This window comes from Flavobacterium sp. RSSA_27 (assembly GCF_051547125.1).
GTDB lineage: Bacteria > Bacteroidota > Bacteroidia > Flavobacteriales > Flavobacteriaceae > Flavobacterium.
This window is the reverse complement of the sequence record NZ_JBPTTN010000003.1, coordinates 119,230-133,968: the sequence shown is the minus strand read 5'-3', so window position 1 is coordinate 133,968 and position 14,739 is coordinate 119,230. Positions and strand designations below refer to the sequence as shown.

At 35.9% G+C, this 14,739-nt stretch carries 12 protein-coding genes and 1 tRNA gene; 5 read left to right on the top strand and 8 right to left on the bottom strand.

Annotation, left to right across the window (positions count from 1 at the left end; genetic code table 11):
• Positions 1-97: 97 nt before the first annotated feature.
• The 8 genes from acs to ACSVH5_RS05520 form a co-directional block, all read right to left on the bottom strand.
• Entirely contained in the window at positions 98-2,005 is a 1,908-nt protein-coding gene (acs, locus tag ACSVH5_RS05555; protein WP_438060464.1) for an acetate--CoA ligase, read from the bottom strand.
• Positions 2,006-2,025: 20 nt separating this feature from the next.
• Complete coding sequence (locus ACSVH5_RS05550) at positions 2,026-2,385, bottom strand: response regulator transcription factor (protein WP_438060463.1); 360 nt, start codon at positions 2,383-2,385, stop codon at positions 2,026-2,028.
• Complete coding sequence (locus ACSVH5_RS05545; protein ID WP_438060462.1) at positions 2,382-5,093, bottom strand: ATP-binding protein; 2,712 nt, start codon at positions 5,091-5,093, stop codon at positions 2,382-2,384. Before ACSVH5_RS05545 ends, ACSVH5_RS05550 begins: the two co-directional genes overlap by 4 nt.
• 274 nt (positions 5,094-5,367) lie before the next feature.
• A complete protein-coding gene (locus ACSVH5_RS05540; protein ID WP_438060461.1) occupies positions 5,368-5,595 on the bottom strand; it encodes a DUF6814 family protein in 228 nt (75 codons plus the stop codon).
• A gap of 10 nt (positions 5,596-5,605) precedes the next feature.
• Complete coding sequence (locus ACSVH5_RS05535) at positions 5,606-7,138, bottom strand: MFS transporter (RefSeq protein ID WP_438060460.1); 1,533 nt, start codon at positions 7,136-7,138, stop codon at positions 5,606-5,608.
• 17 nt (positions 7,139-7,155) lie between these two features.
• The gene (locus ACSVH5_RS05530) at positions 7,156-8,535 is read right to left on the bottom strand and encodes a porin (protein ID WP_438060459.1); all 1,380 of its coding nucleotides are present in this window, start codon (positions 8,533-8,535) and stop codon (positions 7,156-7,158) included.
• 93 nt (positions 8,536-8,628) lie between these two features.
• A complete protein-coding gene (locus tag ACSVH5_RS05525; RefSeq protein WP_438060458.1) occupies positions 8,629-9,048 on the bottom strand; it encodes an IS1/IS1595 family N-terminal zinc-binding domain-containing protein in 420 nt (139 codons plus the stop codon).
• Between the two features lie 225 nt (positions 9,049-9,273).
• A tRNA-Phe gene (locus ACSVH5_RS05520) sits at positions 9,274-9,346 on the bottom strand.
• A 123-nt stretch (positions 9,347-9,469) separates the two neighbouring features.
• Here ACSVH5_RS05520 and ACSVH5_RS05515 point away from each other — a divergent pair.
• The 5 genes from ACSVH5_RS05515 (at position 9,470) to ACSVH5_RS05495 (ending at position 14,624) form a co-directional block, all read left to right on the top strand.
• Positions 9,470-10,204 (top strand): type III pantothenate kinase, encoded by a 735-nt coding sequence (locus ACSVH5_RS05515; RefSeq protein WP_438060457.1) that lies wholly within the window; start codon positions 9,470-9,472, stop codon positions 10,202-10,204.
• Positions 10,197-11,444, top strand: coding sequence for a hypothetical protein (locus tag ACSVH5_RS05510; RefSeq protein WP_438060456.1), 1,248 nt, complete (start codon positions 10,197-10,199; stop codon positions 11,442-11,444). The genes ACSVH5_RS05515 and ACSVH5_RS05510 overlap by 8 nt, the downstream gene beginning before the upstream one ends.
• 22 nt (positions 11,445-11,466) lie before the next feature.
• On the top strand, positions 11,467-12,021 hold the full coding sequence (lptC, locus tag ACSVH5_RS05505) for an LPS export ABC transporter periplasmic protein LptC (RefSeq protein WP_438060455.1): 555 nt from the start codon (positions 11,467-11,469) through the stop codon (positions 12,019-12,021).
• Between the two features lie 89 nt (positions 12,022-12,110).
• Positions 12,111-12,305, top strand: a complete 195-nt coding sequence (locus ACSVH5_RS05500; RefSeq protein WP_438060454.1) for a hypothetical protein — start codon at positions 12,111-12,113, stop codon at positions 12,303-12,305.
• A 219-nt stretch (positions 12,306-12,524) separates the two neighbouring features.
• Positions 12,525-14,624, top strand: a complete 2,100-nt coding sequence (locus ACSVH5_RS05495; protein WP_438060453.1) for a peptidylprolyl isomerase — start codon at positions 12,525-12,527, stop codon at positions 14,622-14,624.
• Positions 14,625-14,739 lie beyond the last annotated feature (115 nt).

Genomic DNA, 14,739 nt, shown 5'->3' with positions numbered 1-14,739 from the left:
GAATCAGCCGATTTTTTATGCTAAACCAAGTCTTTATTAGGAATTTACTTCAAGCAATTTTTAACCTACAGTTGAATTTGGTTTTTATTACTACAAATTAAATCCTTCCGTCTTTGATGCTGTCTACAATTTCAGGATTCAAAAGGGTCGTGGTGTCTCCAAAGTTGCTAAAATCACCTTCTGCTATTTTGCGAAGAATGCGTCGCATGATTTTTCCAGATCGTGTTTTTGGCAAACCTTCAACAAATTGTATTTTATCTAATTTTGCGATAGGACCAATGTGATCGGCAATGTATTGGTTGATTTCTTTGCTCAAATTGTCTCGATCTCTGTATTCTCCTGTTTCTTTCAAAATCACAAAACCATATAGTGCATTGCCTTTTATATCATGTGGGAAACCTACAATTGCTGATTCGGCTACTGCTGGATGTTCGTTGATGGCATCTTCAATAGGTGCTGTGCCTAAGTTATGACCAGAAACAATAATCACATCATCCACACGGCCTGTAATACGGTAATAGCCTACTTCATCTCGTAAGGCACCATCACCGGTAAAATATTTTCCAGGAAATGCTGAAAAGTAGGTCTCTTTATACCGTTGATGATCTCCCCAAATCGTTCTAGCAATTGATGGCCATGGGAATTTGATGCATAAGCTACCGGTAACTTGGTTGTCTTCAATTTCATTTCGTTTTTCATTCATCAAAACAGGTTGAATTCCGGGTAGCGGCAATGTGGCATATGTTGGTTTTGTTGGGGTTACAAAAGCAATAGGTGATAGCAAAATACCACCTGTTTCGGTTTGCCACCAAGTATCTACTAATGGGCAACGTTTTCCTCCAACATGGTCGTTGTACCAGTGCCAAGCTTCTTCATTGATAGGTTCGCCTACCGATCCAATTACTTTTAAGGAGGCGAGTGGGTATTTTTGAACATAGTCTAAACTCTCTTTAGCCAAAGCACGAATGGCAGTTGGTGCCGTGTAAAAATGGGAGACCTTGTGTTTTTCAATTACTTCCCAGAATCGGCTAAAGTTAGGGTAGGAAGGTACTCCTTCAAATAGTACTGTAGTAGCACCATTTAATAAAGGGCCATACAAGATATAGGAATGTCCGGTAATCCAGCCTATATCCGCAGTACACCAAAAAATGTCATTTTCCTGATAATTGAATACATTTTTGAAAGTATAAGCGGTATAGACCATGTATCCTGCTGTGGTGTGTACCATACCTTTTGGTTTTCCAGTAGAACCTGAGGTATACAGTATAAACAAGGGGTCTTCTGCATCCATGATGGTAGCAACATGATTATCGGAAGCAGCCTCTAAAAGAGGTTGTAGCCAAAGATCACGGTCTTCTTGCATAAGTACAGGAGAATTAGTTCTTTTAACAACCAATACCTTGGTTACACTCGGACATTTTTTTAGCGCTTCATCAATTATACTTTTTAGTTCAATAGCTTTATTGCCTCTAAAACCGCCATCTGAAGTGATGACCATTTTACACTCGCTATCATTGATTCTCGCAGCTACTGCTGTATCAGAAAATCCTGCGAACACCACAGAATGAATGGCTCCAATTCTTGCACAAGCTAAAACAGCCACAGCCAATTCAGGGATCATGGGTAAGTAAATACATACTCTATCCCCTTTTTGAATCCCCTGTTCTTGTAAAACATTGGCCATTTTATTTACACGCTCCGATAGTTCATTATAACTAATGTGAAGGGCTGTTTCATTGGGGTCATTGGGTTCAAAAATAATTGCTGTGCGATTGCCATTTTTAGCTAAGTGTCGATCGATACAGTTTTTGGTGATATTTACTTTAGCATTGAGAAACCATTTAATTCTTGCTTCCTCCATATCAAATTCCATTACTTTGTCCCATTGTTGGTACCAAGTAAAATTATCAGCAGCAATTCTGTCCCAAAACTTCTTAGGCTCACGAATGGATTTTTTGTAATGCTTGAAATATTCTTCCAGAGTGTTAATTTTGAAATAGCTCATTTTTTTTATTTTTTAGTTAGTTATAGTAATTCCTGTACTTGTTCAATTAATTTTTTTACGGAAAAAGGTTTTAGTACGTATAAATCTGCACCTAATGCTAATCCTTTTTCGATGTCTTTTTCTTTGTTTTTGGCAGATAAAAAAATCACTTTGCAATGTTGCAGCTTTTCTTCTTTTTTAATTTGTCTTAAGGTTTCATAACCGTCAACCAGGGGCATCATGATATCTAAGATGATGATATCGGGTAATTGAAGCTGTAAAATATCTAAAGCTTCCTGACCATCTCGGGCCACAAAGACCTCAAAGTTGTTTTTTTTGAAAGTATATTCTAATGACATTAAAATATTAGGTTCGTCGTCTACTATGAGTATTTTTTTCATGGTGATACAGGTTCTGAAGTATTGTAATTAGGAAGGGTGAAACAAAAAGAAACGCCTTCGTCTTTGGCATTTTCTGCCCAAATTTTTCCTTTATGATGTTCTATGATCTGTTTGCAGATGGCCAATCCGAGTCCGCTTCCTACGGGTTTTTTTATATTTTGATTTTTAGATTGATAAAATTTATCAAAAATGGCTTCATATTCTTCTTCATTAATTTTGTTGCCATTATTTTGAATACTAACCAGTACTGAATCAGGATGCTCTGAAATGGCAATAGTAATTTTTCCATTTGGGTTTGGACAAAATTTCAGGGCGTTTGAAACCAAATTATGCACTACTTGCAAAATGCGTTCTTCATCATAAAACACCCGAATTTCTGAGGATTTGTTTACAAATTCAACCCTTATGTTTTTATTTTGAATGACATGCTGCAGTGGATGTAAGGTATTGGTAATGGTTTGTACCAAATTGTTTTTGGTTAAATATATTTTTTGTTTACCGGTTTCGAATTTTTCTAAATCTAATATTTTATCAATTAGGCGATTCAATCGATCAGATTCGGAAATGATATTTTGTAAAAATTGTTGCCGCATTGCCGTTGGAATCTCTTCGTCATCAAACAAGATTTCACTGGCAGCTCTTATGGCAGTGATTGGGGTTCGCAATTCATGAGTGACAGTGTCCAAAAACTCGTTTTTTTGTGCATCTTTTTTGAGAAGTTTCATGTTGGCAACCTGTAATTGTTCAGAAGTTTTCTGTAAGGCTTGAGTGGTTTCGGTCAATTTTTTATTAACGATGATGTTTTCTTGCGATTCTTCAAGGATGCGTAATACTTCTGGTAAAGCAATTTTTTCTTCCTTAACAACACTGGCAATTAGTATTTTAGACGATGAAGTCCCGATGTGACCGGTGAGTAAATTTTCGGCAAATTTTATAAATCGAGCATCAGCTGTTACAATGTTTTTGTCAATATTGTATTTTCGATGAAACAATTCCAAGGCTCTTTGTGTTCTAACAACCCCCAAAAAGCGTTCTAAAATTTTTTGGATATCGGCAATGTATGCAGTTCCTTTCCAAACAAATGCGCTTTCTAATTGGCCACTATATTTGTCTATATCTACAAACATTTCGGCATAATTACGTTCTCTATAATTCCCTTTGAAGCTCACAGATGCCGTCAAATACACAATGGCATTAAAAAATAAACTCCAAAATACTGCCTGAGGAATGGGATCAAGGAAGTGTAAACCAAAAAGGGCGAAGGGTTTTAATCGTTCGATTCCCCAAGGTCCATTTTGAATAAAAGAACTGTTGCTTTCATTTAATCCTAAAGCAAATGGAATGATAAGGGTGTAACAGCAAATTAAAAAACCTAGAAGTATCCCTCCTATAGCGCCTTTACTCGATCCTCTTCTCCAAAATAAAGCCCCAAAAAATGCCGGAGCCAATTGGGAAATCACTACAAAAGAAACCAAGCCGATAGAATATAACGAATATTCTAAAATGAAAACTTTATAAATGATATACGATAGCACTGTCAAACTCAGTATCCCAATTTTACGGCTGTTGACGATTCTGCGTGTGTTTTCTCTTTGTTGTTTGTTTTCTAATGAACCGATAAAGCCATAAGGAATCAATAAATTATTACTTACCATGTTGGCCAATGCTATCGATGAAACAATAATCATGGAAATGGCAGCTGAAAATCCGCCAAGAAAAACAAGCACCGTTAAAGTAGTGTTATTGAAATATTGAGGAATCAATAAAGAGTAAGTGTCTGAATTTAAATGCTGTCCCTGAAATAAAATAGTACCACCCCAAGCTATTGGAAAAACAAATACATTAAACAATATCAGATATAATGGGAACAGCCAAATGGCGGTTTTGATATGTTTACTGTGGTTGTTTTCTACAATACTCGTATGAAATTGTCGGGGTAATAAAAACATGGCAAACATCGAAATCAAGCATAAAAAGAACCAATTCAAGGCATTTTCAATGCTTCCAATGGTGTTTTTCTGTTTGAAATCAGCTATGGTTGCTGCTTGCTTGTAGATATCATCAAAACCATTAAAGACAAAATAAGTTACATAAATCCCAAGAATTAAAAAAAAGAGCAATTTTAGAATCGACTCTATTGCAACTGCCAATACAATACCACGTCTTTTTTCTGAAGCATCTACATAACGTGTTCCGTAATAAGAAGCAAAGATCCCTAAGGCCAAACATACATAAGTAGTCGTGTCGAAGAATATATTTTCGGTAGCTTGGGTTCCAGTTACAATATGAAAAGTGTCCGAAATGGATTTTAACTGTAATGCGATGTAGGGCAATATTCCAATGACACAAACTACTGTTACAAGGGCGCCCAAAAATCGGCTATTGCCATAACGTAGAGAAATAAAATCTGCAATACTTGATATTTTATTGACTTTTGAGATTTGTATTATTTTTTTCAAAATCAACATCCAGGCTGGGATGATAATGATGGGACCAATATAAATAGGGAGGTAGCTCAAGCCTGAATTTGCTGCCACTCCAATACTGCCATAATAGGTCCAGGCGGTACAATACACAGCCAATGAAAGCGAATAAATATAGGGATTGTTCGTCCATTTATAATGCTGTCTCTTTTCGGCCCAATGCGCAATAAAAAACAATAAGGAAACATACAATCCTAAAATTATTAGAATACTTAAGCTACTCATCGTATTTTTTTATCAAGAAAAAGCTAATAATAATTGAGAAAAACCAAATTGTGAAAATATACATATAAATAATAGGTATGCCTACCCATGAATCCGAACTGTCAAATAATAACAATAAAGGGAAATTCATGGCTAAGAATAGCACTATACTTAAAATAATGAATTTTTGTTCGTGTCTTTTTTTCATAATTCGGTTACTTTTGATCAAAGGACTTCAAGTAAAAGTGAATCGCAATCTCTGCTGTAAAAGAGATTGCGATACCAACTGATCATTTTAACGTTTAGATTGATCGTATTCGCCCATGAGAGAATAGTAGCCAAATATGCCCATTCCCAATACCACCAGCGGAGTGAGTACACATAAAATGATGATCCCAAAAACTAAATCGTCTTGTTTGCCCGATACAATTTTAGGTAGTCCAAATTCAAATATACAAAAATAGGCGGCTGCTACAGCCAAGGCAATCCATACCATTCCTAAAGCTCTTTTTAACTGATTCATACTATTGATTTTAAACGTGTTTATTGGTTTTTGAATTGTCTAGATATATCATTCCGATCACAAAACTGACCGTGGCGATAATTATTGGATACCATAATCCTTCAAGATAGTAGCTTACATCGCCTGCCTCTTTGGCATTGGTTACTAAGTAAGTGGAAATAGCAGGTAAAAGCCCCCCAAAAATCCCATTTCCTACATGGTAAGGCAAAGACATGGAGGTGTATCGAATTTTAACCGGAAACATTTCTACTAAAAAGGCTGCAATAGGACCATACACCATTGTTACAAAAATGACTTGAGCAAAAATATAAAACACCAACATCCACATATCGTGATTGTTAATCGTTAAGGTCGTTTTAACTTCGGATTTTGGTTTGCCATCTACAATTTTGGCGACACCATTCTCTAAAGGTACGGTTTTGATTTCGACCCACTTTGTGCCATCTTCAAATTCTTTGGTTGTGGTATAAACAGAATCCAAAGCCTGTTTGTTTGTTTTGGTTTCCGCAATGCGTGTGGTTTTATCTACCAGTTCTATTTTGTTTTTGATGTCAGTTGTGTTAAACATGGCTTGATAAATTGGGCGATATAATAGAATTGCGATTAACATTCCTCCCATCATAATGTATTTTCTACCCAATTTGTCACTCAGCCATCCAAAGAATATGAAAAAAGGGGTGCCTAGCACTAAAGCGATTCCAAGTAATGTGTCTACTTGAGAGGAGTCAATAGACATCACGGTTTTCATGAAACTCATGGCGTAGAATTGACCGGTATACCATACTACTCCTTGCCCCATAGTAGCGCCAAACAAGGCTAATAACACAAATTTTAAATTGTATCGATTACCAAAACTTTCTTTTAAAGGGTTGGTACTCGTTTTTCCCTCTGATTTTGCTTTAGCAAAAACAGGTGACTCGTCCATATTTTTTCGAATTAAATACGAAATACCTACCATCACGATGGAAACCCAAAAGGGTACTCTCCAGCCCCAAGCATCAAATTCTTCAGGGGTAAGTACGTTTCTTGTAGCAAGGATAACCATCAGCGAGATAAATAAACCTACAGTAGCAGTAGTTTGAATCCACGAGGTCCAGTAGCCTCGTTGACCAATAGGCGCGTGCTCGGCAACATAAGTTGCGGCTCCTCCATATTCGCCTCCTAACGCAAGCCCTTGAAGCATTCTTAAAATCAGTACCATTAATGGTGCGAAAAACCCAATTGTTTCATAGCTTGGAATACAACCTATTAAAAAAGTGGCACCGCCCATTAATAGTAAGGTGACCATGAAAGTGTACTTTCGCCCGATGATGTCTCCTAATCGTCCGAAGAAGAGTGCGCCAAAAGGGCGTACGACAAAACCAACAGCAAAAGTGGCTAATGTGGCTAGAAAGGCTGCAGTGGGATTGTCTGCTGGAAAGAATTTGGTAGAAATAACTACTGCTAAACTTCCGAAGATGTAAAAATCGTACCATTCAATCATGGTACCCATGGATGAAGCTGAAATGACTTTCCAGATTCCTTTAGTTGATTTGTTGCTCATTTGGTTATTATTTTTGGTTATAAATAGATTTGTAGTTGTACTAAAAATTCTCCTCTGTTGCTTAATCTAGTGTCGGCTGAACTATACACAGGTCGCGTTGAATATTGAGTCGTTATTTTAGAGTGATGTCCATCCAATAAAAAATTGGCACCAAGATCAAATTGTGTACTTGTTTGTGTTAATGCATCAAAGTTTTTATAGGTAAATGCACCAAAGGGTTGGATTCTAAGCTTGGGTTTTTCTGCAGCATTCGGAAGTAAGAAACCTGCTTGCGTATGCCATATGGTACCACTACCTATCGTAGGTTGTGCGTTTCCAGGACCCGCTATAGCTCTGCTGCCCACAAAATTCGGGTCGGCAGTACCAATGTTCATGATGCCGATGTTGCGTAAATAATTTGGCCCAAAATTATAATCATAGTATACACTGTAGGCCGTAATGGCCATTTTTTTCTCTTTTTTTCCAATAGGTAAATCCAAAAACATATCGGCTGAAAATAAATTCATATCGTGTTTACGAAGTTGACTGTTTACAGAAGATTTTGTAGCATCAGGGGCATTATAAAAACCTGCACCAATGTTGAATACTTTTTTTGTACCTACATAAGACCCCACTTTAAAAGGAAGTAAATTGGATTCTTGATCCAAAAATTGGTATTCAAAATATCCTGCGGTAGACCATTTGGCATTGCCATTGTTGTCTACTGCAATAGCGTTTTGGGGCAGGGTAGTATTTATTGGAGTAATATTGGTTGCAAAGGGTTTGTTGTGGCTTAAACGGTATTCTAATTTTCCAAATTTACCTTTTGCAAAAAGGCCAACTTGGCGAGCGAATTGATCCGAATTTTCTATTAATGGCCAATTGTAAATTGGAGCATCTATCAGTAAAAAATTCAAAGTTGAAGCCATGGTTTCTCTTGAAAGTCCCATGTAATAGTGAAGACCACCTCCAAATGTTAAACTGAATTTTTTGTCTTTTTGTGGTAAAACAACGGCATACTCATTCCAAGCATCATGAAAAAACAGCCCTGGTTTTTTACCAGAACCATAACCACCTGTTCCTATGCTACCAGAGGCACCACCATTGGTAAAAGTTTGGTTGTTGATTCCCACATGAGTAACAATCATATAACGAGGGGAGAGTTGTGAATAGGCTAAAATGCGTAATCTTCGGTTGCCAATATCAGTAGCATTCGAGGCAGCTTCGTTGCCTACGAGCGTTCCTGGATTCATTTGTGAAGAACGAAACCAAATTTGGTTCCATATAATAAATCGAAGATACTTTGATCCTCCTTCATTTAAGTTAATTTTCATTCCGCTACCATATTCACTCGAACCTTGAGCGTTCATAGAAAGGGAGACGAAAGTCAAAAGCATTAATAAGATGATTTTTTTCATAAAAAATGGTTTTGGTTGGTTAATTCGATAGCCAAATTCCAAATTAATTTTATGAAAAAAAATAGTTATATATTTTTTTGTAAACTACTATAGTTAATCTTTAAAACGCTCCCATTTTATTAGCATAAACTTATCGCCAAGTTCTGTTATGATCATTCCTGCGCCCGTAAGATCGTTCTTGTTTTTGATATATTCTACTAATTCAGAATGGTTTACAATTTTATAAGTAGGGTGGTAGTTTACTTGTTGAGGTTTTTTGATGTGGTAGGATTTTACCCAATTACTAATGCTAACGTGTGAGACGCCTATAATTCGTTCGATTTCGCGATAACTCAGGCCTTCCAGGTAAAGTTGCAATGCTTTAGTGACATAATAGTCGTTAATTCTTTTGCCTAATTTGTTTACAGTGAAGCTATAGTTGCATTTTTTGCAGGTATATCGTTGCTTTTTAGCGATGATTCCACTTTTAATAACATGATCGCTTTGGCATTTGGGGCAAGTGTTGTTTTCCATATATATTTATTTTGCATAAATATATTAAATTTGCAACATAATTAAAACAGTGATTTTAAAATCATTGGGGTAGTTAAAGCGAATTAGTGTTGAGCCCTTGAAACAAAAGAGTAAATAGAGGATTTTTTTTTCTGAAAACTTAGAAAATCCGAATTTTTGAACCTACTACGGAAATATAGAAAAGTACATAAAACAAAAAACCCGAATAAAGCTATTCGGGTTTTGTGGTACCTCCAGGGATCGAACCAGGGACACATGGATTTTCAGTCCATTGCTCTACCATCTGAGCTAAGGTACCTTTTGCAAAGTAAAGCATTACTGCTTGTTGGTTGCGGGTGCAAATATAGAACCATTTTTAATTTATCCAAAACAAATTTTAAAAAAAATCTATTCGTACCTTCGTTGCCATTAATACAAAAGCATGATTCTAACAGTTGATATTGGAAACACTAGAGTTAAAGCAGCTGTCTTTGAGCAGTATACTCTAGTGGAGTATTTTGTTTTTGAAGCGAAAGAGCTTCAAAATAAAATTGAAATTATTTTGAAAAAATTTCCAAATCTTGCGTATTTGGTTGTTTCATCCGTGGGAAATGTGAAAAAAGAGTCCTTTTTGGCTTTCGAAAACAAGCTAAAAGTGCATTTTGTGTCGCATCAAGATCGATTTCCGTTTGTAAACAAATATACTACACCAACTACCCTTGGGATAGATCGAATGGTCTTAGCTGCTGGAGCGACGCTTCAATTTCCAAATCAAAACCGATTGGTGATTGATGCAGGTACTTGTGTGACCTATGATTGTATCGATGCAAGTAATCAATATTTGGGTGGTGCCATTTCTCCAGGAATCCGATTGCGCTACGAATCCCTACATAAGTATACAGCAAAGTTACCGCTGTTAACAAAGGAAATGCCTTCATCTTTTATAGGAGATGCTACGGCAGCTGCTATTCACTCTGGGGTGGTGAACGGGTTGATCTACGAAATAGACGGTTTTATTGATGAATTCAAAGCAAAATATTCAAAATTTATAATAATTTTAACGGGGGGTGATGCAGATTTTTTGGCGATGCGATTAAAAAATACCATATTTGCCAATTCAAATTTTCTCTTAGAGAGTTTGAACCAAACATTTCAATATACAATCAACAATGATTAAAAAAATCTTTATAGCAACTTGTTTGCTTTTTTCATTAGTATCCATCGCTCAGCAAGGAACTTCCTCACCTTATTCTTATTACGGTATTGGAGATATTAGATACAGAGGAATGCTAGAGAATCGTTCAATGGGAGGTTTGGGAGTAGAGCAAGATAGTATACATGTCAATGTTGATAATCCATCCAGTTATGCTAATTTGAAATTGACTACTTTGACAATGGGAGCTTCGTTTGGAACTAAAAATCTAAAAGATGACGCTAATAGTGCAACTGCTCAAAGAACCACTTTAGACTATATGGTGGTTGCGATTCCGATGGGTAAATTTGGATTTGGTTTTGGGGTACTTCCTTATTCGTCCGTAGGGTATAAAATACAGTCTCTTAGTGCTGATGGTTCACAAAACAATAGGCAATTAGAAGGAAACGGAGGGGTGAATAAAGTGTTTTTCGGTACCGGTTATAAAATTACAAACAATTTCAACATAGGCGTTGATATGCAGTATAATTTTGGGAAAATTGAAACGGATAATCTTGAGTACATCACTGATGTGCCAGTAGGTACTAGAGAAAGAAATCTAGCGTACCTTTCGGGGGTGAATTTCAATATTGGAGCCATGTATCAAGCTAAAGTTACACCTAAAATCAATCTTTATTCTAGTGTAAATTATACCTTTAAAGGGGATATAAACTCTAAGAATACCAGAACAATATCAACAATAGATTATCAAGGCACCTTTGATATTGATCCAGAAGGATTCGATGAAGTCAAGTCTTCTCAAACTATAGAATTACCCAGTAAATTGACCTTAGGGATTGGTTTTGGAGAATCAAGAAAATGGTTGATTGGTGCTGAAGTAGCCATGAGAGAAGCAGGTAGTCTGCATAATAATTACAATAATGTAACTGGAGTAGAATTTAATAAATACAATCGTTACACCCTTGGAGGATATTATATTCCTGATTACAAATCGTTTAATAGTTACGCTAAGCGTATTGTTTACAGAGGTGGATTTCGCTTTGAAAAAACCGGTTTGACAATAAACAATCAAGACATTGATGATAAAGCAGTGACTTTAGGTTTCGGCTTGCCTTCCATTGGTTCTTTTTCAAATTTTAATATCGGATTGGAATATGGAGTGCGAGGTACTACTTCAAAAGGTGTGGTTCAAGAAAACTACTTTAACGCAAGTGTCAGTTTCTCATTAAATGATAAATGGTTTGTGAAAAGAAAATTCTACTAGGGGCTAGTTTAAATACAATAAGATGGCTTTTTTCATAAAAAAAACCTGTTTAGTTTTGGTTTTTGCGACTCTCTTTTTGGGTTTGTACTCCTGCGAAAGTAATTTTAAAGAAGTCCAAAAAATTAATCTTTCTGAATTCAATCCTACCGGTGAGGCCGATACAATTAATGTGAAGTACACCGATTCGGGACGAATTTCAGCAGTGCTTTTAAGTGCTAAAATGCTCGATTATTCAGGGGTTGATTTTCCATTTACTGAATTTCCAAAAGGAATAGATGTCACTTTGTACGATGCCAAAGGAAAAAAAACATTCATAAAATCCAATTATGCTATTTCTTATAAAAAAACAGGAATCATCGATTTACAAGGAAAAGTGAAAATTACTACTGAAGATGGACAGGTTTTAGAAACAGAGCAATTGTACTTTGATCAAAAAAACGAATGGTTTTACACCGAACGCCGATTTGTGTTTACGAGCCCAAAAGGTTCTTCTACCGGTCAAGGAATTGATTTTAGTAAAGATTTTAAAGTGATTCATTCACAAAAAATCTCTGGAGAAGTAGCAACAGACAAATAGAGAGCAACCCTTTTTATTTATAAGTAGTGCCCTAAGGCAAAATGTATGAATTATTGGCGATCGATTGGATTGCCTCAAATAAAAAAAATATGAAATATTTAAAATTTACTTCTTATGCCTATTTAGCATTCGCCTTGTTTTTTGTGTATGATGGCGTAACCAAATGGGGGGAGCCCACTCAGGGACCTTGGTTGAGTTTTGGTATAGCGGCAGTAGCTGTTTTTATGTTCTTTTTTAGAACAAAATATTCCAAACGATTTGAAGATCGCAATGCGAATAAGTAGTTGTGACTACACGCAATACAATGGTACAAAACAGCGAAAAAACAGTTTTATTCTCGAGGAGAAGTTATAAATAATAAGATACAATTCGTTAAAATCGATGCAATACTATCTTTTTTTTAAAACTTTTAAAAAAGTTCTAAAATAAAACCCTCCGATTGTTATTATTAACTAGATAATTGTATTTTCGCAAACTGAATATAAAAATTAACAACAATAGAAATGGCAGTTTTAGCAAAAATTAGACAACGTTCCGCTTTATTGATTGCAGCAATCGCAATTGCATTGTTTGCTTTTATCATACAAGACCTTATTGGAAAAGGGGGTCTTGGTCAAAACACAAAAGATGTTGGAAGTATCAATGATAAGGATATTGCCTTTGAAGATTTTAGACTTAAAGTAAGTAATCTTGAAAAAAGTGGTCAAGGAATTACGCCAACCCAAGCTGCTAATAGAGTTTGGGAGCAAGAAGTTACCTTAGCATTATTGATGGGTGAGTTTGATAAATTGGGCCTTAGAGTAGGGGAGAAACACATCGTTGAAGTTTTGAAAGCAGATCAAAATATTGGGAACAACCCAATGTTTTTAAATGCTGCGGGACTATTTGATTTAGGAAAATTTAAAGACTTTTTCAAATCAAATCCAGAACAAGCGCAATTCTTGAAAGATAGAGAGAAAGATGCTGAAATCAATGCGAAATATCAAATCTACAATACTTTGATCAAGTCTGCTCTTTATACGACAGAAGCTGAAGGTAAATTTAAGTATGAAGCAGAATCGAACAAAGTAAACTTTGCATATGTAGCTGGTTTGTTTTCTACTATTAAAGATAGTGATGTAAAAGTTACTGATGCAGAAATCACTGAGTACATGAAGAAAAACGAAAAGAAATTTAAGGCTGAAGAGTCTCGTGAAATTTCTTATGTTTTAATCGAAGATAAAGCTTCCGCTCAAGATGAAGCTGAAGTGAAAAACAAAATTACAAGTTTGTTGTCAGGAAGTGTGGTATACAATCCAGCTACAGGTAAAAATGATACCGTTCCTGGATTTAAAAATGCCAAAAATGCAATTGATTTTGTAAATGCAAATTCGGATGTTCCTTACGATTCTACTTATATTGCCAAAAAAGATTTGCCAGCGGTAGATGCAGATCGTTTGTTTAGCTTACCAGCAGGTGCTGTTTATGGACCCTATAAGTTTGGAAACTATTATTGCTTGTCAAAATCATTAGGATTTAAATCGGGAGTAAATGCAAAAGCTAGTCATATCTTAATTAGCTACGAAGGAACTCAAGTGCCAAATAAACGAGAAGTAAGAACTAAAGAAGAAGCAAAAGCAAAAGCGGAGTCAATCTTAGCTCAAGTAACAGCCAATCCAGATAGTTTCTTGATGTTGGCATTTACAGCTTCTGATGATTCATCAGCTCAACAAGGCGGAGATTTAGGGTATTTTGGACCTAATGCTATGGTAAAACCTTTTAATGATTTTGTTTTTGGAAATGGTATTGGAAAAGTAGGTTTAGTTGAAACGCCTTTTGGTTTCCATATTATCAAAATTACAGACAAGCAAGACGGAATTCGTCTAGCCACAGTGGCACAAAGAATTGAAGCTTCTGAGGCAACTTCAGATAAGTTATTTGCTCAAGCCACTCAATTCGAAATGGAAGCCGCGGCTAAAGATTTTGACAAATTAGCGAAAGACATGAAATTGACAGTTGCACCAGTAGTAACTGCAAAAGCTTTAGACGAAAACTTTGGTTCTTTGGGTAATCAAAGAGCTATAATAAGATGGGCTTTTGAGGACGATTCAAAGGTGGGTACTGTGAAACGTTTTGAAGTAGCTAATGTGGGTCACGTAATAGCAAAAGTGAAAAGCATTGATAACTCTGGATTAGTTGCGGTGTCTCTAGCAAGACCTTATGTAGAGCCAATTCTTAAGAACAAGAAAAAAGCTGAAATGATAAAAGCTAAAATGACTGGAAGTTCATTAGAAGCAATAGCTAAAACTGTAGGTGCTCCAGTTCAACAAGCCACTGGTTTGACTTTAGAAAATGCTATTCTTCCAGGTGGGGTTGGGCAAGAAGCTAAAGTGGTGGGTAATGCATTAGCATTGGCAGCTAATAAAATTTCTGCTCCAATTGAAGGAAATACAGGGGTTTATGTAGTGAAAAATATCAGTACTGTTAAGGCTCCAGCTTTGAAAAATCATGCAGCTTATGTTACTAAATTGAAAACACAAAGTAGTGGTGATAGCAACAGAGCAATTCCAGCTTTAAAAGCAGCTGCAACAATTGAAGACCATAGAAGTCAATTTGGTTTCTAATTCATACAGATTAATAAATTTTATAAAAAAAACCAGATAACAGTTTTGTGTCTGGTTTTTTTGTTTGTGATACCTGTAAATGCTGTTATAGGTTTCAAGCATGCTCTCTTATGCT